Origin of the sequence: Rhodococcus sp. 1163 (assembly GCF_002091985.1) — a bacterium.
In the GTDB taxonomy this organism is placed as follows: domain Bacteria; phylum Actinomycetota; class Actinomycetes; order Mycobacteriales; family Mycobacteriaceae; genus Rhodococcoides.
In genome coordinates this window covers 521,015-542,522 of record NZ_MKKX01000038.1, presented here as the reverse complement: position 1 = coordinate 542,522, position 21,508 = coordinate 521,015, and the positions used below count along the sequence as shown (strand labels likewise).

At 61.5% G+C, this 21,508-nt stretch carries 19 protein-coding genes; 5 read left to right on the top strand and 14 right to left on the bottom strand.

Translation table 11 applies throughout. The features are described from left to right. Positions 1-85: 85 nt before the first annotated feature. On the top strand, positions 86-499 hold the full coding sequence (locus tag BJD99_RS20230; RefSeq protein WP_084348905.1) for a pyridoxamine 5'-phosphate oxidase family protein: 414 nt from the start codon (positions 86-88) through the stop codon (positions 497-499). Position 500: 1 nt separating this feature from the next. Here BJD99_RS20230 and BJD99_RS20225 read toward each other — a convergent pair whose 3' ends face one another. After that, positions 501-1,646 (bottom strand): Xaa-Pro peptidase family protein, encoded by a 1,146-nt coding sequence (locus BJD99_RS20225; RefSeq protein ID WP_084348904.1) that lies wholly within the window; start codon positions 1,644-1,646, stop codon positions 501-503. 27 nt (positions 1,647-1,673) lie between these two features. Here BJD99_RS20225 and BJD99_RS20220 point away from each other — a divergent pair, with 27 nt between their 5' ends. Then, positions 1,674-2,648: a 5'-3' exonuclease gene (locus BJD99_RS20220; RefSeq protein ID WP_084348903.1), complete on the top strand. Its 975-nt coding sequence runs from the start codon at positions 1,674-1,676 to the stop codon at positions 2,646-2,648. A gap of 82 nt (positions 2,649-2,730) precedes the next feature. Here the strand turns inward: BJD99_RS20220 and BJD99_RS20215 are convergent, their stop codons facing one another. From BJD99_RS20215 to pafA, 7 genes are all read right to left on the bottom strand, one after another. Next, positions 2,731-3,597, bottom strand: a complete 867-nt coding sequence (locus tag BJD99_RS20215) for a DUF4333 domain-containing protein (RefSeq protein ID WP_084348902.1) — start codon at positions 3,595-3,597, stop codon at positions 2,731-2,733. A 46-nt stretch (positions 3,598-3,643) separates the two neighbouring features. Further along, positions 3,644-6,367, bottom strand: coding sequence for an RNA helicase (locus tag BJD99_RS20210; RefSeq protein WP_084348901.1), 2,724 nt, complete (start codon positions 6,365-6,367; stop codon positions 3,644-3,646). A 9-nt stretch (positions 6,368-6,376) separates the two neighbouring features. After that, the gene (gene tatC, locus BJD99_RS20205; protein ID WP_084348900.1) at positions 6,377-7,339 is read right to left on the bottom strand and encodes a twin-arginine translocase subunit TatC; all 963 of its coding nucleotides are present in this window, start codon (positions 7,337-7,339) and stop codon (positions 6,377-6,379) included. Positions 7,340-7,407: 68 nt separating this feature from the next. Next, positions 7,408-7,689 (bottom strand): Sec-independent protein translocase subunit TatA, encoded by a 282-nt coding sequence (gene tatA, locus BJD99_RS20200; protein WP_084348899.1) that lies wholly within the window; start codon positions 7,687-7,689, stop codon positions 7,408-7,410. 122 nt (positions 7,690-7,811) lie between these two features. Continuing rightward, positions 7,812-8,783, bottom strand: coding sequence for a YafY family protein (locus BJD99_RS20195; RefSeq protein WP_084348898.1), 972 nt, complete (start codon positions 8,781-8,783; stop codon positions 7,812-7,814). Next, positions 8,780-9,769 (bottom strand): YafY family protein, encoded by a 990-nt coding sequence (locus BJD99_RS20190; RefSeq protein ID WP_084348897.1) that lies wholly within the window; start codon positions 9,767-9,769, stop codon positions 8,780-8,782. Before BJD99_RS20190 ends, BJD99_RS20195 begins: the two co-directional genes overlap by 4 nt. Before the next feature lie 31 nt (positions 9,770-9,800). After that, positions 9,801-11,159 (bottom strand): Pup--protein ligase, encoded by a 1,359-nt coding sequence (gene pafA, locus BJD99_RS20185; protein WP_179142432.1) that lies wholly within the window; start codon positions 11,157-11,159, stop codon positions 9,801-9,803. A gap of 88 nt (positions 11,160-11,247) precedes the next feature. Between pafA and BJD99_RS20180 the strand changes: the two genes are divergently transcribed. Next, on the top strand, positions 11,248-12,717 hold the full coding sequence (locus tag BJD99_RS20180; protein ID WP_306294127.1) for a bifunctional phosphatase PAP2/diacylglycerol kinase family protein: 1,470 nt from the start codon (positions 11,248-11,250) through the stop codon (positions 12,715-12,717). A 24-nt stretch (positions 12,718-12,741) separates the two neighbouring features. On the opposite strand, the gene prcA is transcribed toward BJD99_RS20180, so the two are convergent. The 6 genes from prcA to BJD99_RS20150 form a co-directional block, all read right to left on the bottom strand. After that, on the bottom strand, positions 12,742-13,497 hold the full coding sequence (prcA, locus tag BJD99_RS20175) for a proteasome subunit alpha (RefSeq protein WP_084348895.1): 756 nt from the start codon (positions 13,495-13,497) through the stop codon (positions 12,742-12,744). Then, positions 13,494-14,381, bottom strand: coding sequence for a proteasome subunit beta (gene prcB, locus BJD99_RS20170; protein WP_084348894.1), 888 nt, complete (start codon positions 14,379-14,381; stop codon positions 13,494-13,496). The genes prcA and prcB overlap by 4 nt, the downstream gene beginning before the upstream one ends. Beyond that, the gene (locus BJD99_RS20165) at positions 14,378-14,572 is read right to left on the bottom strand and encodes a ubiquitin-like protein Pup (RefSeq protein ID WP_084348893.1); all 195 of its coding nucleotides are present in this window, start codon (positions 14,570-14,572) and stop codon (positions 14,378-14,380) included. The genes prcB and BJD99_RS20165 overlap by 4 nt, the downstream gene beginning before the upstream one ends. A 180-nt stretch (positions 14,573-14,752) precedes the next feature. Then, a complete protein-coding gene (gene dop, locus BJD99_RS20160; protein ID WP_084348892.1) occupies positions 14,753-16,252 on the bottom strand; it encodes a depupylase/deamidase Dop in 1,500 nt (499 codons plus the stop codon). Positions 16,253-16,455: 203 nt separating this feature from the next. After that, complete coding sequence (arc, locus tag BJD99_RS20155; protein WP_084348891.1) at positions 16,456-18,228, bottom strand: proteasome ATPase; 1,773 nt, start codon at positions 18,226-18,228, stop codon at positions 16,456-16,458. 383 nt (positions 18,229-18,611) lie between these two features. Further along, the gene (locus BJD99_RS20150; protein WP_256895940.1) at positions 18,612-19,589 is read right to left on the bottom strand and encodes a tRNA (adenine-N1)-methyltransferase; all 978 of its coding nucleotides are present in this window, start codon (positions 19,587-19,589) and stop codon (positions 18,612-18,614) included. A 151-nt stretch (positions 19,590-19,740) separates the two neighbouring features. On the opposite strand from BJD99_RS20150, the gene BJD99_RS20145 reads away from it, so the two are divergent. Further along, positions 19,741-20,613 (top strand): RecB family exonuclease, encoded by an 873-nt coding sequence (locus BJD99_RS20145; protein ID WP_084348890.1) that lies wholly within the window; start codon positions 19,741-19,743, stop codon positions 20,611-20,613. After that, positions 20,610-21,497 (top strand): thioesterase family protein, encoded by an 888-nt coding sequence (locus BJD99_RS20140; protein WP_084348889.1) that lies wholly within the window; start codon positions 20,610-20,612, stop codon positions 21,495-21,497. Before BJD99_RS20145 ends, BJD99_RS20140 begins: the two co-directional genes overlap by 4 nt. Positions 21,498-21,508 lie beyond the last annotated feature (11 nt).

Genomic DNA, 21,508 nt, shown 5'->3' with positions numbered 1-21,508 from the left:
CAGGACTGTGCCGACATGGCGCGGAAAAGTGTCACTGGGTGGAGTGGACGTCACGCCTGACAGTCTCGCCGATTACGGTCGTAGCATGGCCACCACCCCCGCAGACCCCGCAGCCCTCACCGCCGAGGCGACCGAATTTCTCACCCAACGTCATCTCGCCACGCTGACGACACTCCGCGCCGACGGCACTCCCCACGTCGTCGCTGTTGGGTTCACCTGGGATCCCGAAGCTCGCCTTGCGCGCGTGATCACCGGCCGAACTACACAGAAGGCGATCAACGCTGCACGAGGTGGATACGCAGCTGTCAGTCAGATCGAAGGACCGCGATGGCTGACTTTGGAAGGGCCGAGCACCGTGCTGACGGACCGAGACGACGTCCACGAGGCCGAGCGGAGATATGCCGAGCGCTACCGAGTCCCTCGGGAGAATCCAGAACGCGTCGTCATCACGATCGCCGTCCAACGGATACTCGGCTCCCGGTCACTGCTAGCGCGCTGATCTACGTGGTCGGCAATACCGCCAGCCCGTGCGGCCGAAGATTGACCGACTCACACCCGTCCGCGGTGACGATCACGATGTCCTCGATGCGCGCACCCCACTGGCCCCGAAAATAGATCCCGGGTTCGATGCTGAAGGCCATCCCCTCGACCAATTCGATGTCATTGCCTGCCACGATGTAAGGCTCCTCGTGAACCGACAGACCGATTCCGTGGCCGGTGCGGTGCAGGAACACATCTCCTAGTCCCTCGGCGGACAGCACGTCGCGCGCTGCCGCGTCGATCGTCTCGGCTCGCGCACCGGGCCTGACTGCGTCGACTGCCGCCTGTTGTGCTCGCTCGAGAACGGCGTACTGCTCGGCAACTTCGGCAGAGGGCTCGCCCAGAACGTAAGTCCGCGTCGAATCGGAGTTGTACCCCGGCGCGACGGGCCCGCCGATGTCGATCACAACGACATCTCCTGCCTCGATGATGCGCTCCGACACCTCGTGATGCGGATCCGCGCCGTGGGGACCGGAACCGACGATGATGAACGCTGCCTCGGTGTGTCCCTCCTCCACGATCGCGGCGCCGATGTCGTGCGCAACTGCAGCCTCAGTTCGGCCGACCCTGAGGAAGTCCCCCATTCGGGCGTGCACCCGGTCGATCGCATGGCCGGCGCGCCGAAGCGCCTCGATCTCGGCGCTGTCCTTCGACATTCGCAGTTGCCGCAACACCGCGGTCGCCAAAATCGGTGTCCGCCCCATTTTCTCGGCCAACGGCACGAAGTGCAATGCCGGCATGGCGTCGTCGACCGCGGTCTTCGCACCGGACGGCAAGATGGCGGCGACAAGTGCGTAGGGACTGACTCCATCCACCCAATCGGTAATGACGAGACCGAGATCACCGACCGCAGAATCCTGCAAGGCTGCCAACTCGATCCGCGGGACGATCACGGTGGGGCTCGAGCCATCCGCAGGGATCACCAGGCAGATCAGCCGCTCGAACGAACTAGCCCGCGAACCGACCAGATATTGCAGATCTGGACCAGGGGTGACCAGCAAGGCATCCAGACCCGCCTGCCCGGCGTACTCGGCCGCGCGAGCCAGCCGCGAAGCATAGATTTCTGTCGCGAATCGGGTGGGTGACGACGTGGAATCGGAACTCATGACTTCAGGCTAACGGCGTTTGGCAAGATGATGTCCATGACAGCCCCGGGAACGTCACCTCTTCTCCTTCTCGACGGAGCCAGCCTGTGGTTTCGGGCCTACTACGCGCTACCCGAATCGATCACGGCCCCGGATGGGCGACCGGTCAACGCCGTGCGGGGATTCATCGACATGGTCGCTGCTCTGATGGCTCGAACCGAGCCGCGCCGTCTCGCCGTCTGCCTCGATCTCGATTGGCGCCCACAGTTTCGAGTGGATGCAGTGCCGTCGTACAAGGCGCATCGCGTCGCAGAAGTACTGCCCGACGCCGGATCGAGCGAGGAAGTACCCGAAACACTGACACCGCAGGTCGAGATGATCATGAACGTTCTCGCTGCCGCGGGGATCGCCACTGCCGGATCGGTCGGACTCGAAGCCGACGACGTACTCGGAACTCTGGCCGCGCGCGAGCGAGAAGATCCGGTCGTCGTCGTCAGCGGAGATCGAGATCTGCTGCAGGTTGCATCCGATGAACCCAACCAGGTCAGGGTGCTCTACGTCGGGCGGGGGTTGGCGAAGGCCGAGTTGTTCGGCCCCACGGAAGTGGCAGACAAGTACGGGGTTCCCCTGCACCGGGCGGGCGAAGCATATGCCGAACTCGCCCTTCTACGCGGTGATGCCTCGGACGGGCTCCCGGGCGTGAAAGGCGTCGGCGAGAAGACGGCGTCGACGCTCATGCTGCGCTACGGCTCGGTGGCCGACCTGCGCGCAGCGGTGAACGATCCAGCATCCGATCTAGCGAAGGGCATCCGAGCAAAACTGACCGCGGCGAGTGACTACCTGGACGCAGCACTGCCCGTAGTTCGCGTCGTCACCGATGCCGAGGTCGAGTTCTCACGGCCGGACATCATCCCAGCTGTGCCCGCCGACCCGGATCGGCTGTCGCAGCTGGCTTCCGAACTCGGAATCGGCAGCGCCGTGGATCGACTGACCTCGGCACTGGGCACCTACGGACGTTCCTGACGTACGAAACCCAGCTGCACTCCCTATCTCAGCTGGGTTTCGTACGTCAGTTGGTCCCAGTACGTCAGTTGGTCCCGGTATGTCAGCGCGGACGTGATACCTCGTAGGTTCCGGTGTCATCGGTGAACGTCAACGTCACCTTCTTGTCGATGCCATCGACTCGCACCGAGCAATCGAAGGATGCACCTTTTTCGACGGCCTGGCCGCTGGGGCAATCTACGTTCGAAACGCTTGTGGCGCCGTAGGTTCCGGAGACAATCTCTTCGATTCCGGCCTCGGCTGCGTCAGCATCGAGGGTCTTCGTTCCACCCAAGGTCGCAAAAAGCACCCCACCGATGAGAAGAATTGCGACGACCAACCCGCCGATCACGAACAGGGGTGTCTTCGACTTGGTGCCCTCAGGTGGTTGTTGACCTGGATTCCACTGCTGCTGACCGGGCTGCTGCTGACCTGGATACATGCTGCCGTACTGGGCCTGCGGGTTTTGACCTTGTGGATACTGCCCCTGCGGATACTGGCCCTGCGGGAACTGACCTTGCGAGAACTGGCCCTGGGGGTACTGCCCCTGGGGAAATTGGCCTTGTGGGAACTGGCCTTGTGGGAACTGGCCCTGGGGAAATTGCCCCTGCGGATACTGCCCCTGCGGGAACTGGCCCTGCTCGAAGGACTGAGTTGGATAGTTACCCTGCCCCTGGGGCTGCGCTGGGTATTGCCCCTGTGAATAGGGCGGCTGCTGCGGGTAGCCCTGAGTCGGTTGGCCAGATGTGGGTCCGGCTTGGCCCCATGCTTGCTGACCAGGTGCTTGCTGACTGGGTCCCTGTTGCTCCCATGGCTGACCGGTCGTCGGGAATTCAGAACCAGAATGGGTCTCCGACGCTGGTTCTTCCCGTTGCCCCTGATTACGCGACCACTGCTCATCAGGGTTGTTCGGACCGTAAGGGCCGGTCATCTCGCCTCCACTTGAATCGATGTCGTCACACCTTAACGGAATTACCTCAAGCCGCATCGACTGCGACAACACCACGTCGTAAGGCAGTAACTGCGCGAGCAGCCGTCTTGGATATCTCCGGATCCGGCGAAGCGAGACGTACTTGATCGAGTAGATCGATGACCTGTCGGCACCATCGAACGAAATCGCCCCCGGACAGAGCTTTTCCGTTGTCTCCTGCAGCTACGAGAGCATCTACGAGCGAGCTGTCGCTGGCCCAGCGATACACGGCTTTCACGAACCCCATATCGGGTTCACGTGTCGGCGGTAGAGAGTGTCGAATCTCGTCGGCGCGCAATTCCGTCCATACCCGGACCGTCTCGGTCAGCGCATGACGCACGGGTCCGGTTGGCCCCTGCGGAGTCGAGTCGCCTTCTTGTCGTGACTCGAACACGACCGAGGACACAACGGCTGCAAGTTCGGCGGGAGCAAGGCCGAGCCAGAGGCGTTGCCGCAGGCACTCGGCGACAAGCAGGTCCGATTCGGAGTAGATGCGGCTCAATCGCGAACCGTTGCCCGTCACCTCGGGTGTACGACCGGCAGTGATGTACTCCCTTTCGGCAAGCAGCGACAAAATCCGATCGAATGTACGCGCCAACGAATTGGTCGTGGCGGACACCTTGCGTCGCATCGATTCGTTCTCCCGAGCAAGCCTGTTGTACCGCTCGCCCACTCGGCCGAGTTCCTCACGATCGGACCTCGAATGAACTGGATGCGAACGTATGCTCCGCCTCAACGTGGCGAGTTCGCGGTCGTCGGCCGCCGTGGATTTACGGCGTCGGTGATCCGATGGCACGGAGATGCCGGTCGAACGCAACGCCGCCGCCAAATCACGCCGAGTCCTCGCTGTTCGATGATCGACGTAACGAGGCAAACGCATCGCGCCCAAGGAGTCTGCAGGAGAGGGGAAGTCGGCAGCCGACACTCGTCCGGCCCACTTGTCCTCGGTCAGAACCAGGGGCCGAGGATCGGTGAGGTCGTCATCGGGCTCGAGGACAACAGCCAACCCGCTGCGTTTGCCGCTGGGAACGGATACGACGTCGCCACGCTTGAGAGTTCGTAGCGATTCGACGGCATTGTCCCTTCGGTCCTGCCGTCCCTGACGCTCGAGGGTTTTCTCGCGGTCCTTCAGTCGTTCCCGCAGTTTGGCGTACTCGAAGTATTCGCCCTCCGGTCCACCCAGTCGCGCACCCAACTGGGTCAGAGTCACATCGTTGCGCTCGATGCCGCGAACGAGACCGACGACAGATCGGTCCGCTTGAAACTGGGCAAACGAGCGTTCCAGCAATGCGCGCGAGTCGGCAGCTCCGAACTGTTCGACCAGATTGATCGACATGTTGTAGCCCGGGCGGAATGAACTCCGCAGCGGAAAGGTGCGGGTCGATGCCAGACCCGCTACTTCGGTCGGCTCGGTTCCCGGCTGCCACAACACGACCGCATGACCTTCGATATCGATGCCGCGGCGGCCCGCTCGACCCGTCAGCTGGGTGTACTCCCCCGGAGTCAACTCCGCATGAGTTTCGCCGTTGAACTTGACCAGCTTCTCGAGCACGACGGTGCGTGCAGGCATATTGATGCCCAGAGCCAAGGTTTCGGTGGCAAACACTGCCCGGACCAGGCCTTTGACGAACAGCTCTTCGACCGTATGTCGGAAGACCGGCAGCATGCCCGCATGATGGGCAGCGAGACCCCGCTCGAGGGCCTCGCGCCACTCCCAGAAGCCGAGTACTTCGAGATCCTGACGGGGAAGCTCGGAAGTGTGCTTTTCGACAATGTCGCGAATCTCTTCGACCTGCTCCGGCGTCGTGAGAACCAACCGGGAACGCAGACATTGCGTCAGCGCGGCGTCACAACCGGCACGGCTGAAGATGAAAGTGATCGCCGGGAGTAGACCTTCCTGATCTAGCCGAGCGATAACTTCGGGCCGCGGCAGAGGGCGATTGTTCGCACTCGCTCCGTGTCCACCACGCCCGCGCCCTCTTCCATGGGGCGCTTGCCATCTGTCGACGTAATCGAGTGACTGCCGTTCCTTCACATGGCGGACCAGATCGCGGTCGACGACAGGTTTTGCCGCACCCCCGCTGGAGTGAGAGCGATTGTCGAACAAATCGAACAACCGGCGGCCGACCATGATGTGCTGCGACAACGGCACCGGTCGATTCTCGTCCACCACGACGGTGGTATCTCCCCGGACCGTCTCCATCCACGCGCCGAACTCCTCGGCGTTGCTCACGGTCGCCGACAGGCTGACCAGTCGAACGTCCTGCGAGAGATGAAGAATCACCTCTTCCCACACCGCACCCCGGAACCGATCCGCGAGATAGTGAACCTCATCCATGACCACGTGGGACAGTCCCCGAAGGGCATTCGAGTTGGCATAGAGCATGTTTCGCAAGACTTCGGTCGTCATCACGACGATCGGAGCATCGGGATTGATGCTCGAGTCACCGGTCAACAGGCCGACAGTCGACCGGCCGTACCGTGCCGTCAGCTCGGCGAACTTCTGATTGCTCAGTGCTTTGATCGGAGTCGTATAGAAGCACTTGCGACCCGATGCGAGGGCGAGATGAACGGCGAACTCACCGATAATCGTTTTACCCGCACCGGTGGGAGCGCACACCAGCACGCCGTGGCCTGCCTCCAACGCCGTACAGGCATCGATTTGGAAACGATCGAGTGGAAAGCTCAGCTCACCGGCGAACTTCTGCAATTCGGACGTCGAGGCGCTCACTCGATCACGTCAGATCGTGTCGGTGAAGTCCTGCTGGGGTTGACGGGGTGCCTCGACCTTGCTCGGTGCCTCGACCTTGTTCGGTGATTCGATGGATCCAGTGAAATCGATCGACGATGCTTCGTCATCGGATACATCACCCCATTCCTCGCTACTCTTGCGCAATTTACGCCTGTCGTGAATGCGAGCGATCTGCACTGCCATCTCGAACAGGATCGTAAGTGCCAACGCCAATGCCAACATCGAGAACGGGTCTTGTCCGGGCGTTGCGATCGCAGCGAAGACGAACAGTCCGAAAATCAGTCCGCGGCGCCATGCTTTCAATCGTTCGTAGGTCAAGATGCCCACGAAATTCAACGCCACCACCAGAAGCGGAATCTCGAAGCTGACACCGAAAATGATCAGCAAATTGATCAAGAACCCGAAGTACTGGTCACCGCTGAGCGCCGTGATCTGAACGTTGTCACCGATGGACAACAAGAAGTGCAGGCCCTTGGCCACGACGAAGTACGCGAGAATCGCACCTGCGACGAACAGTGCAGCCGCGGACGACACGAACGCGATCGCATAACCGCGTTCCTTCGCGTAGAGACCTGGGGTGATGAAGGCCCACAGCTGGTAGAGCCATATAGGACATGCCAACACCACGCCGGCGGTGAACGCGACCTTGAATCGGAGGAGGAACTGATCGAATGGGCCGGTAGCCAGCAAGCGGCACGAATCGTCGTTGCTCAGATTCGCTCTCAAACTTGGATCGAGCGAGCAATAAGGACCGCGTAGGAGGTCACCGAGGCTCTCGAAGCCGAACAAGGTGTGCGAGTACCAGAAAAAGCCGAAGGCCGTCGTCACGGCAACGGCGAGCAGAGCCCACATCAACCGAGTCCGCAACTCGTACAAGTGATCGACCAACGACATCGTGCCGTCGGGATTCAGTCGGCGCTTGCTTCGCCTTGGGTCGAACGGGATTCGCATTCTCTGTCTTCGCTCAGCAGTGAACCGGGGTGCTGATCAGCACCCCGGTTAGCTACGTATCGTTCTTCTCAGGCCGACTTGGTGTCAGGTCGGCTGCTCACACCGTCGACGGGATGAGCGTCCACGGCGTGCGGGTCGACCGGCACCGCAGGATTGAGCTGCGTCGGCGCGGCAGGTTGAGCGGCAGGAGCTTCGGCCTTGCCGTCGTTCTGCATCTCCTTCACTTCGCTTTTGAAGATGCGCAGCGAGCGGCCCAGTCCCCGAGCTGCTTCGGGCAGCTTCTTGGAACCGAACAGAATTACGACGACCACCGCGACGATGGCCCAGTGCCACGGGCTCAAGGCTCCCATGTGTACCTCCCAGAATCAGATACCTCGAGCGTACCCGACATCAGACCTAGTCGGACCCGAAGAAACCGAGTGTTAACGGCAAGTTCATTGATATTGAGCAGTGCGAAACAACCTCGCTCGAATCATTCACCGAGCTCAGCATAAGCAGCCAGCGCGGTCTGGGCGCGTTCGTTGACGCTGCGCTGCAGTTCCGGCGGTCCGAGCACCGCGATACCCGTACCGAAACCAAGCGTCAAACGGGTCATCCACGCCAAGGTCGCGAATCGCATCGTCACCGTGATCGAGCCATCTGCCGCAGCACCTATCTGAGTCATCGGGTAGTAGTCCATCACCCACACGAAACTGGGTTGGATCTCGAGTAGAGCCTGTGGGAGCGAGGGGTCGTCATTGAAGATCTCGAAACTGTCGTCCTGTGGCACGCCCTCGGGAGGGCGCGACGGCTCGGAAAGCTCGACTGCGCTGTCGATTCGATCGAATCGAAACAGTCGCACTCCCTCGGCGCGACGGCACCAAGCCTGCAGGTAGCTGTGATCGTCGATCAGGACAGTTCGGATCGGATCGACGATTCGTTCGGACACGGCGTCACGCGAAGCGGAGTAATAGGTCAATTCGAGCGCATGTCGATTCCGAAGGGCAGAGCGGATGGCGGCCGCGGCCTCGCTCTCCGGTACCGATGTCGCCGTATCTTGCCCGGATGATCGGGGGACGTTGGCGGCAGCAGCTCCCGCCGCATCCTCGATCTTCGCGATCGCGCGCTGCGCAGCTGACGGATCCACCATCCCCGGCATCGAGGTCAATGAACGAAGTGCGACGAGCAGGGCCGTGGCTTCGGTCGACGTCAACCGCAGCGGACGATCGATTCCGGCAGAGAACGTCACCTCGATGCTCTCCTCGGAGAAGGACAGGTCGATGAGATCTCCGGGACCGTAGCCGGGCAATCCGCACATCCAGAGCTGATTCAGATCGGTCATCAGGGTCGTGGTGGATACGCCGAGCTCGCGCGCTGCTTCGGCTGCGCTCAGGCCCGGATTGGCCAGGAAGAAAGGCACCATGTTGAGGAGTCGGGCCAACCGCACCGACAGTCGCGCGCTCACCGTGACGCCGCGACCGCTGCGGAACGCAGCGCACGAATGACGTCGGCACGTAGCTCCGGCGGATCCAGTACCAAAGCATCACCCCCGTGCCCTGCCACGAGACGGGTCACCCATTCCCACGAACGTACCGGGATCTGTACGACCGATCCGCTTCTTCCGCCGACTGTGCGGTCCTCCAGCGCAGTTCCCAGTCTTCTGATCTCGAATGCGGCATCGTCGACAACCCAAACGGTTGCCGATCCGCTGACCTCCGCGGTTCCGGCAACTCGTTCGACAATGGACTGAAGATCGATGCCCTCGGGCTTACGGACACTTCCGGTGCGCCCGAACGTGGAAACGTCATCGCCGATCCGCGACAACCGGAACGTCCGAATGTCGTCGCGATCGACGTCGTGCCCCACCAGGTACCACCGTCCGCGAAACGTGACTACGCCCCACGGTTGCACGGTGCGAGTGACGTAAGGGTCTGTGGTCGAGCCTCGATGCTCGAAACGGACGGACCGCCCCGCGTCGATTGCCGAAAGCAAGGCACCGAGCGCAGGTTCGGAGCCTCTGGTCCGCGCTGGAACCGCGGTGACCGACGCCGCCGATTGGTCCTGATCGACCTGAATGCCGGCGGCACGTAGCTTGAGGAGCGCGCTTTGCGCTGCGGAAGTCAACTCTGGGGACTCCCACAACTGCACGGCGACTGCGACGGCGGCGGCTTCTTCTCGGCTGAGATCGATGGCCGGGAGCTCGTAGGCATCACGATTGATCCGATAGCCCTCGATCCCTCCCGAGCCGGCAGCCAGCCCGGTCTCCAACGGCACGCCGAGATCGCGGAGTTCGTTCTTGTCTCGCTCGAACATGCGACTGAACGCTTCGTCGGTCCCCGAGTCTCCGTACCCTGCGACGCTGTCTCGGATCCGCTCCGCGGTCACGAACTGCCGCGTCGACAGGAGACAGATGACCAGGTTCATCAATCGCTCGACTTTGGTGATCGCCACTATGGCAGCCTAATGGTCGATGCGTGACCCGCTACATCGAAGCGATCAGACGCTCCACGCGTTCGTCGACCGAACGGAACGGATCCTTGCACAGCACGGTGCGCTGTGCCTGGTCGTTCAGCTTGAGATGTACCCAGTCCACGGTGAAGTCGCGTCCTGCTTCCTGCGCGGCGGTGATGAATTCGCCTCGCAGCTTCGCGCGAGTCGTTTGCGGTGGCACATTGACCGCCTCGTCGATTTGTTCGTCTTCGGTGATGCGTTTGACCAAGCCTTTGCGTTGAAGAACGTCGAACACCCCGCGACCGCGCTTGATGTCGTGATACGCCAAGTCGAGCTGAGCGATCTTCGGATCCGACAGCTCCATCGAGTAGCGATCCTGGTAACGCTGGAACAGCTTGCGCTTGATCACCCAGTCGATCTCGGTATCGACCTTCGCAAAGTCCTGCGCTTCCACGGCGTCGAGAGTGCGGCCCCACAGATCGACCACTTGCTCCACCTGTGGATCGGGTTCTCGGGACTTCAGGTGTTCGACGGCTCGCGCGTGGTACTCACGCTGGATCTCCAGTGCACTGGCCTGACGGCCACCGGCCAGGCGGACAGGCTTCCTGCCGGTCAGATCGTGGCTTACCTCGCGAATCGCCCGAATCGGGTTGTCCAGAGCGAAGTCTCGGAAGGAGACGCCGGCCTCGATCATTTCCAGAACGAGCGCAGCGGTACCGACCTTGAGCATGGTGCTCGACTCGGACATGTTCGAGTCACCGACGATGACATGCAGACGCCGGTACTTCTCGGCATCGGCGTGTGGTTCGTCTCGGGTGTTGATGATCGGTCGAGAGCGCGTAGTCGCGGAGGACACACCTTCCCAGATGTGTTCGGCCCGCTGAGAGAGGCAGAACGTCGCAGCTTTGGGGGTCTGCAAAACCTTGCCGGCCCCACAGATCAATTGGCGAGTCACCAGGAAAGGCAGCAAGACGTCGGAGATTCGGGAGAACTCCCCTGCGCGTGCCACCAGAAAGTTCTCGTGGCAGCCGTAGGAGTTACCGGCCGAATCGGTGTTGTTCTTGAACAGGTAGATATCGCCGCCGATACCTTCTTCGGCGAGACGCTGTTCCGCATCGATCAGCAGGTCTTCGAGCACGCGCTCACCGGCTCGGTCGTGCGTGACGAGCTGCAGAAGGCTGTCGCACTCGGCCGTCGCGTACTCCGGATGCGAACCTACGTCGAGGTACAACCGCGCACCGTTACGAAGAAAAACGTTGGAGCTACGGCCCCAGGACACGACTCGGCGAAACAGGTAGCGGGCCACCTCGTCGGGACTCAGCCGCCTGTGCCCGTGAAATGTACATGTCACACCGAACTCGGTCTCGATGCCCATAATTCGTCGTTGCACACTTCGACAGTACAACGACCCAGCACCCACCTGGGGTCCGAACGTCCCGACTTCTGTCGTGTCACCTCGCTCCGCATAGGCTTGAACTGTGAAGCACAGGCCATCGCGACTACCCGACCTGATCCATACCTGGGACGTAAGAGTGTTCGATCGCATTGCTGTGAGCCGCGCGTCCGCTGCCGATCCACTGTTGCGCGAACTCAGTACGGCCGCGAATCACAGTCTTCTGTGGGCAGCCTCGGCAGGACTGCTCGCTGCCCGCCCCGGCCCGACGCGTCGTGGCGCTGTTCGCGGACTTCTTGCCGTCGCCGGCGCAAGTGCAGTCGCAAACGGCGTTCTCAAGCCACTCCTACCGCGTACCAGGCCAGGGTTCGAGCGGACTCCACTCGTCCGGCGCCTGCTGTCTCCACCCGAGTCGTCCTCATTCCCGTCCGGACACTCCGCGTCGGCGGCAGCATTCGTTGTCGGGGTTTCCCTCGAATCACCGCTCGCAGGAGCGCTTGTGGCTCCGCTCGCAGCCGCAGTCTGCTATTCAAGGGTGCACACGGGCGTCCATTGGCCATCCGACGTCGTCGCAGGCGCTGCTCTGGGTGCGGGTATCGCCCTGTCGACCAGGAGGTGGTGGGCGGTTCGCACAGAGGAAGCAGCAGAGCTCGGCACTTCCATCGAAGCACCCGCGTTGCCGAAGGGAAGAGGACTACTCATCCTCACCAATCCGGGTTCCGGGACGAACGACGACATGTCGGCCGTAATCAGCGAACTGCTCCCCGAGGCCGAACAATTCGCCCCGGATGTCGACACCGATTTCAACGAACAACTCGAGAAACGCATCAGCGAAGGCAGACCGCGAGCGCTGGGAGTGTGCGGAGGTGACGGCACGATCGTCAGTGTGGCGGAATCAGCTGTTGCACACGGACTCCCGCTTGCAGTGTTCCCTGGAGGAACGCTCAACCATTTTGCCAGAGACGCCGGGGTCGCCAGCGTCGAAGCGACAGTGCATGCCATCGAGAGTGGATACGCATCGCGGGTCGATCTCGCATCGGTGATCGTCGACGGTTCTCGGTCTGTTCATTTCGTCAATACGGCAACGTTCGGCGGGTATCCGGATTCCGTACGACTTCGAGAACGCTTGGAAGGCAAGATCGGTAAATGGCCGGCAGCGGCGGTAGCGATGATCCGTGTTCTGGCAGCGGCGGCACCCTTGAAGATTTCCCTCGACGGCCAGCCGAAATCGGTGTGGATGCTGTTCGTCGGCAACGGCCAGTACCACCCCAGTGATCAGGTTCCGATGTCTCGACGCTCCATCGGTTCTGGCACGCTCGATGTTCGGTATCTTCCATCGAAGCCGTTTCTGTCGCGCACGAGACTGCTGATCGCAGCGTTGACCGGCACGCTCGGAACTTCGGCAACCTATGTGCATTCCGTTACTAGAACGTTGAGTGTGAAGGTCACCGGCTCGGAGGTTGCACTCGCGACCGACGGCGAAGTAACCGCTGACGGTAGTGAATTCACGTTCTCCACCGACGACAATGGCCTCGTACTCTACCGCGACAGGTAGCGCACGAGGCCGGCCCGCAACAACTCAATCAGCCGTCGAGGACTCGGAAGTCGATGCGAGATTGGGCAACATTTCCTGCAACGCCGGGCCCGCTATGCGTCGAAACGCACGCCGGGGGCGAGCTTGATCGAGAACGGCGACTTCGAGGGAACTGACTTCGAGAACTTTCTTCTCGGAGTCGACTCCGGTCGTAGTCGTCGACACCGTGCCCTGAGCAAGTGCGTCGACTGCGATATTCACCGCAGCGCTGAGGTCGAGCCCCCGCCGGTAGGACGTCCGAAGCGCGGTGACTATCGGTTCGGTAGTGCCGCCCATGACGACGAACTCCTTCTCGTCGACGATCGAACCGTCGTAGGTGATTCGGTACAGCTGCGTCGACGACGGCTCATCGGAGTGACCTACCTCGGCAACACAGATCTCCACCTCGTACGGCTTGAGTTGCTCGGTGAAGATCGTACCGAGCGCCTGGGCGTAGGTTTTGGCGAGAGAACGTCCGGTGACATCACGCCGGTCGTAGGTGTAGCCCTTGGTATCGGCGTGCAGAATCCCAGCCTTGCGGAGGTTTTCGAACTCGTTGTACTTGCCTACGGCTGCGAAACCGAGTCGGTCGTAGAGTTCGCTGACCTTGTGGAGTGCCGAAGAGCGGTTCTCGGCGACGAACAACACACCCTCGGCGAAGGTCAAGACGATGACACTTCGACCTCGTGCGATGCCTTTGCGTGCCAGCTCCGAGCGATCGCGCATGATCTGCTCGGCCGATGCGTAATACGGCATCGTCATGACGAAAGCCCCCCGTCCTGAGCGCGTTCGGCTATCACTGCCCGAGCGGCATCGGTAATTCGTGATTCGGCAACGTCGACCGCACCGACACTCGTGATGGTGACAGCGGTCGGATAGATGCCGCGTGTCACATCCGGTCCACCAGTCGCGGAGTCGTCATCTGCTGCGTCGAAGAGGGACTCCACGGCTGCACGCAGCGCGGCTTCCTCGTCCATGCCCGGTGAAATCAGCTTCTTCAGTGCCGATTTCGCGAACAGCGATCCCGAACCCACCGAGTGATAACCGGATCGCTCTTCGTACCTGCCGCCGACCACGTCGTATGAGACGATGCGACCAGCAACCTCGGGATCGGCTGCGTCGACGTCGAATCCGACCAGCAGGGGCACTGCTGCCAGGCCCTGCATTGCGGCACCCAGGTTGCTACGGACCATCGAAGACAGCTTGCTCGCCTTACCGTTGAACGTTAGCGGAACGCCCTCGATCTTCTCGTAATGTTCGAGTTCGACGGTGAACAGACGCACGAGTTCGATTGCGATGCCTGCAGTCCCGGCAATGCCCGCCGCCGAGTATTCGTCGGTGACGAAGACTTTCTGCATGTCTCGGTTGGCAATGAGATTGCCCTGAGTCGCACGACGATCGCCGGCGATGAGAACGCCACCGGCGAAGGTGACCGCGACGATGGTCGTACCGTGGGGCGCCAGATCCGACATCGTCACGAAATCGCCTGCACTTCCGCGTGGATCCGCACCTGCTTCCGGCGAAAATCGATTTCCCGGAAGCAGGTGCGGCGCATGATCACGTAGGTGGTCGGTGAACGAAGAATGATGCGAGCCGAATGTCGGCAGCAGATCATCGAGCACAGACGCCGTCCGGTCCAACCTCACTGGCCGCCCTTCTGAACGTAAGCACGTACGAAGTCTTCGGCGTTTTCCTCGAGCACGTCGTCGATCTCGTCGAGTAGGTCGTCGGTTTCCTCTGCCAGCTTCTCGCGCCGTTCCTGACCACCGCCGGCCTCACCGGGGACCTCGTCGTCGCCGTCGCCACCGCCAGAGCGTCGTGTCTGCTCTCGAGCCATAGTCGCCGACCTCCTTACGTATTCGCAGTACCTGCTCGGACCTTCACCCTACCGATTCGGCGCTGAGACGGGTGGCAAGACACCAGATCAGGCAGGAGCGGAGCCCGCGGAGTGACCCAGGTCAGGCAGGAGCGGAGCCCGCGGAGTGACCGAGATGAACAGGAGTGAGAGCTGGGTGGATCAGGTGGTGAGTTGTTCGACGAGCTCTGCGGCGGTGTCGGCGGACTCGAGGAGTGCCCCTACATGCGCTTTGCTGCCCCGCAGCGGTTCCAGGGTCGGTATTCGTACCAAGGAATCGCCACCGAGGTCGAAGATCACCGAGTCCCAGCTTGCGGCTGCGATGTCGGCCCCGAATTTGCGGAGGACCTCTCCGCGGAAATAGGCCCTGGTGTCGGTCGGCGGGTTGGTCACCGCGTCGAGGATCTGCTGTTCGGTGACGAGACGCTGCATGGATCCGCGCGCCACGAGTCGGTTGTAGAGACCCTTGTCGAGCCGCACATCCGAGTACTGAAGATCCACGAGATGCAGTCGCGGCGCGGACCATCCGAGGCCTTCGCGCTGCCGAAACCCCTCGAGCAGGCGGAGTTTCGCCGGCCAGTCGAGCAGATCCGAGCATTCCATCGGGTCGCGTTCGAGTAGGTCGAGGACCATCGCCCATTTCTCGAGGATGTCCGCAACCCGTGGGTCGTCGTTGCCTTCTCCGGCTACGAACTTGGCGACGCGTTGATGGTAGATCCGCTGCAGTGCCAAGGCAGTCAGTTCTCGACCGTCTGTAAGTGCGACGGTCTGCCGCAATGTCGGGTCGTGGCTGATCTGATGAACTGCGGTGACGGGACGCGCCAGCTGAAGATCCGAGAGGTCGACGCCTGCCTCGATGATGTCGAGGACGAGCGCTGTCGTTCCGACCTTCAAATAGGTCGCCATCTCGGCAAGATTGGCGTCGCCGATGATGCAGTGAAGTCTCCGATACTTGTCTGCATCTGCATGCGGTTCGTCCCGGGTATTGATGATTCCGCGCTTGAGTGTCGTTTCGAGGCCGACTTCTACCTCGATGTAGTCGGCGCGCTGCGAGAGCTGGAAGCCCGCTTCGTCACCGGATTGACCTATTCCTACCCGGCCCGACCCGGTGAAGACCTGACGGGATGCGAAGAACGGAGACAGACCGGCTATGACAGCCGAGAAAGGTGTCGCGCGGGACATGAGGTAGTTCTCGTGAGTTCCGTACGAGGCGCCTTTGCCGTCGACGTTGTTCTTGTACAGCTGGAGTCGCGGGGCACCGGGCACGCTGGAGGCATGCCGTGCCGCGGCCTCCATCACCCTCTCGCCTGCCTTGTCCCAGATGACTGCATCGAGCGGATCGCGTACTTCTGGTGCCGAGTATTCCGGATGTGCGTGGTCGACGTACAGCCGTGCACCGTTGGTGAGAATCATGTTGGCGGCGCCGATCTCGTCGGCATCGATGATCGGTGCGGGTCCGCTGAAACGACCGAGATCGAACCCACGAGCGTCACGCAGGGGTGACTCGACCTCGTAGTCCCAGCGGGTTCGCTTCGCCCGAGGCACTCCGGCCGCGGCTGCATAGGCCAGCACTGCCTGAGTGGACGTGAGAATCGGGTTGGCCGTTGGATCGGTTGGGGAGGAGATTCCGTACTCGACCTCGATGCCAATGATGCGCTCCATACATCCGAGCCTAGGTGATGGCCGGATCTACAATCGAACGACCAGGCCGGTCCGGATCGATACCGTCGCATCATTGCGTCGTGGCACCGAGGGCGAAGTGCCGTTTCCTCGCGTAATCAGAACTGCTCGACGCACCTACCGAACGAGCGGCGTGTGCGTCGAGCAGTTCTGATTGACGATCTTGCTTTCGAGAAACTCGGTTGCTACAGGTACTGCCCCGTGTTCGATTCGGTGTCGATTGCGCGGGAAGCACTTGCGTTCTTGCCGGTGACCAGGGTGCGAATGTAGACGATGCGCTCGCCTTTCTTCCCCGAGATTCGAGCCCAGTCGTCCGGGTTGGTGGTGTTGGGCAAGTCCTCGTTCTCGGCGAACTCGTCGACGATCGAGTCGAAGAGATGCTGAACGCGAAGTCCGGGGGTCCCCGACTCGAGAACAGACTTGATCGCGTACTTCTTCGCACGGTCGACGATGTTCTGGATCATGGCACCGGAGTTGAAATCCTTGAAGTACAGGACTTCTTTGTCTCCATTGGCGTAGGTCACTTCGAGGAACCGATTGTCGTCGCTTTCCGCGTACATGCGGTCCACCACACGTTCGATCATCGCCCGAATGCAGGCAGTCCGATCTCCGCCGAATTCTGCGAGGTCATCGGCATTGACCGGGAGTGAATCGGTCAGGTACTTCGAGAAGATGTCCTGAGCCGACTCGGCGTCGGGGCGCTCGATCTTGATCTTCACATCGAGACGGCCGGGACGAAGAATTGCTGGATCGATCATGTCTTCACGGTTGGACGCACCGATGACGATGACGTTCTCAAGTCCCTCGACGCCGTCGATCTCGGCGAGAAGCTGTGGGACGACCGTTGTCTCGACATCCGAGGACACCCCAGAGCCGCGGGTACGGAAGATGGAATCCATCTCGTCGAAGAACACGATGACGGGCGTACCCTCCGAAGCCTTTTCACGGGCACGCTGGAAGATCATCCGGATATGACGCTCGGTTTCACCGACGAACTTGTTCAGCAGTTCGGGACCCTTGATGTTCAGGAAGAACGATTTTGCTTCCTTGGCATCCTGGCCGCGAGATTCGGCAATCTTCTTCGCGAGCGAGTTCGCGACGGCCTTGGCGATCAGAGTTTTACCGCAGCCGGGTGGGCCGTAGAGCAGTACTCCCTTGGGTGGCCGCAGGGAGTACTCGCGGAACAGATCCTTGTGAAGGAACGGAAGCTCCACCGCGTCGCGGATCTGCTCGATCTGGCGGCCGAGACCACCGATATCCTCGTATCCGACGTCCGGCACTTCTTCGAGCACCAAATCCTCGACCTCGGCCTTGGGTACACGCTCGAACGCGTACCCGGCTTTGGTATCGACCAGGAGCGAATCGCCGGGCCGCAGTTTGCGGGACGGCTCGTCCGGATCTTGGGGAAGGGTGTCGTTGACCATGTCGAACAGCGGCTTTGCGAGCCACACGACTCGCTCTTCGTCCGCGTGACCCACGACCAGAGCGCGGCTGCCGTCACCGAGCAACTCTCGGAGCGAACAAATCTCCCCGACTTGCTCGAACGATCCCGCCTCGACGATCGTCAGTGCCTCGTTCAACCTCACCGTCTGGCCGGGTGCGAGTAAGACTGCCTCGACGTTGGGCGAACACGTCAGCCGCATTTTGCGACCGGAAGTGAACACGTCCACCGTGTCGTCCTCGTGCACTGCCATCAAGATGCCGTAACCGCTGGGGGGTTGTCCGAGCCGATCGACTTCTTCGCGCAGCGCGATGAGTTGCTGACGTGCCTCCTTGAGGGTGTCCATCAATTTCGAGTTTCGTAGCGACAGCGAGTCGATACGGGTCTCGAGTTCGCGGACACGCTCCGGTGATTCCCCGAGTTGACCGAGTTGTCGCCGTAATGCCGCAGCCTCGGTACGTAGCTCGTCGAGTTCCGCCCGTGCCGCAGCCGATTCTGGATTGTCTGTTGAGCTCATGAGCGACTCCTCCCAGTCCGATCTTTCAACGCTACCGGCACAGCGACCAAAGCGCGTGTGGACGCGTTCGAGTGTTGTCGGCCGGGTGACGAATGGAGCCATCGAAGACTACGTAAAGCCATGTTAGCCTCGCCTGACCTCGTGACCCGAGAGCCCCGCCAGAAAGAGGCTCCACCAGTGCCGATGCGAGGTTTCGCGGTGCTGATTGCACCCGCACAACAGGGATGGCCGTTGCCGGTTCAGCGACAACGAAGGTTCCGATCACGCTGATCACAGTTCGGACTCCACCGTCGAGACACCCGACAACAGCATCCAGCGCGTGCGGCGCCGACAGTCACGCAACTTCGACCTGGCATTGGGCCAGGAGCCTTCACCGAGAGCCGTCAGCCCTTCCCGGATCGACGCTGCGGCTTCGGGGTAACGGTCCCGGCTGCCAGTTTGCGAGCACTGATCAAGAATGCGGTGTGCCCCTGCATACGATGCTCGGGCCGCACAGCCAATCCCACAACGTGCCAACCGCGGACGATGGACTCCCACGACTTCGGTTCGGTCCAGCATTCTTGGCCGCGCAGAGCTTCGACGACGCGTGAGAGCTGCGTTACCGTCGCGACGTAGACGATCAACACCCCGCCAGGGACGATCGCATCCGCGACGGCGGGCAGGGCATCCCACGGCGCGAGCATGTCGAGAATCGCGCGGTCCACCGTCTCACCTGGATGATCCGCGGCGAATTGATCGATGTCTGCCACCGTCAAATCCCAGTTCGACGGCCGCTCACCGAAGAAAGTTTCGACGTTCTTCACGGCATAGTCGGCGTGGTCCTGCCTGATCTCGTACGAGATGACGGTGCCCTCCGATCCGACCGCCCGAAGCAGCGAACACGTCAGTGCGCCGGAACCCGCTCCTGCCTCCAACACGCGTGCACCGGGAAACACATCGCCCTCATGGACGATCTGCGCAGCATCCTTGGGGTAGATGACCTGTGCGCCGCGCGGCATCGACAGGACGTAGTCGGTCAACAGCGGGCGCAGCGCCAGGTATGGCGTGCCGTTCACGGACGTGACTACGCTGCCCTCGTCGGCACCGAGGAGCTTGTCGTGGGTGATTCCGCCGCGGTGAGTATGGAACTCCTTGCCGGGCTCGAGTACCACCGTGTAGTGCCTGCCCTTGCCGTCGGTCAGCTGGACTCTGTCGCCGGTGCGGAACGGTCCGCTCCTGGCGGGTCCGGCATTCTCGGTGGGCTCAGGAGCTGCATCGTGTGCGGGAGCTGGGTCGGATACAGGAGCTGGGTCGGATGCGAAAGCCTCCTCGGATGATTCGATTTCGCCCGAAGACACGCTCTCGTCCGAAGACACAGCCATTCCCACCTTCTAGTACTTGCACCTCAACCATCCGCCCGCGCGTAAATCTGCATGGGAAGGCGGCCGCCGATCCGAGAATTCGGAAGCGACTCGACCGCCCAGACTACGGCCTTCCCCGATTCTGTCGGGGCAGGGGCTTACCCTGCCCTATGTGAGTATTTTGGAATTGCCGGCGCAGCCACGTCCGCGTCGGAGTAGGCCCGCACTGTCGCCCTCCCGCGCGAACGACTTCAAACAGTGTCCTTTGCTCTACCGATTTCGAGCAGTGGATCGTCTTCCCGAGAAGTCCACCACAGCTCAGGTCAAAGGAACCGTCGTTCACGCTGCACTCGAAGCGCTGTACGCAATGCCCACCGAAACAAGGGATTCCGTCGCTGCGGTCGAGTTGGTATCCCCCGCGTGGGATCGGGTGCTCGAAGAATCACCGGAACTCGACGCACTGTTCGAGGGTAAAGATCGCGAGGCACTCCTCGACCAAGCGCGGACGCTGGTGGCCGGGTACTACGAGATGGAAGATCCGACCAGATTCGATCCGGAGTCCTGCGAACAACGAGTGGAGATCGAACTGTCCGACGGCACTCCTCTTCGCGGATTCATCGATCGAATCGATGTTGCACCCAATGGCATGATCCGCGTCGTCGATTACAAGACCGGTAAGTCTCCTCGTGAGTTTACCGAGGCCAAGGCCCTCTTCCAGATGAAGTTCTACGCACTGGTGATCATGCGTATGCGCAGCGTAGTACCCTCCCAGCTCAAATTGATGTACCTGGGCGACAAGAAGTCGCTGACCTACACACCCGACGAGGAAGAATTGATTCGGTTCGAACGGATGCTGTCGGCGATATGGAAAGCAATTCTCGAGGCAGGGCAGTCCGGCGACTTTCGACCGAAAAAAACCAAACTGTGCGGGTGGTGCGATCACCAGGCCCTGTGTCCAGAGTTCGGTGGTACTCCCCCGGTCTATCCAGGGTGGCCTGACGAACTTCAGGACCGGAACTTGCTCGTGTCGGAGATGAGCCTGTGACCTCGAGCGAGCACACCCCGAACTCCGAGACCCCCGCTACCGAGACCGAGCCGGAGGCATTCTTCGTGCCCCTCGGTCTCAATGCCCGAGGCAACGAGGTGTTCTCCACGACTCGTCGTACGGTGAGCTTGTGGGCACCGACCATGCAGCACGGCGCACCCCCGTCAGCCTTGCTCGTTCGCGCTCTCGAGCGCGTCTCACCGCGCGAGGACGTACGCGTGAGTCGGGTCGTCGTCGAATTGCTCGGCCCGGTGCCCATCTCGGACATCGAGGTTCGTTCCTGGGTCGATCGACCGGGCGCGAACATCGAACTTGTCGTCGCCGAATTATGGGCTCGGTCTCCTGACCGTGTCGATCAGAACGGTGTCGTCCGCGAGGGTGTCGAACGCGCGGTTGCCCGGGGCACAGCGTGGCGCATGACCACCGTCGACACCTCGAGCGAGTCCCACCAAGCTGACGCGTCCTTGAAACCCCTGTCGGAGGGGACAAGTCACAACTGGGGAGGAATGTGGAAGTCCGGGTATCTCGACAATATCGAGATCTTCGCGCTCACCGAACTGGGCGGTAACGGACCGGGGCAGGTATGGGCAAGGCCTACACCGGCTTTGGTATTGGGCGAAGAGATGACGCCCCTCGAAAGACTGTTCTCGATTGCCGATATCGCAAACGGTATCGGTGCCAAACTCGACCTGAACCGGTGGACCTTCCTCAATACCGATCTCACCGTCCACATCTTCCGCGTACCGGAGGGTGATTGGGTCGGGATTTCGGCCGAAACGTCCACCGGGCCAGACGGGTTCGCAATGTCTGCGGGTGTGCTGCACGACGAACGAGGGCCGATCGGACGTATCGCACAGACAGTGCTGGTCAGACCGCGCCCGTAGGGACGAGAGCC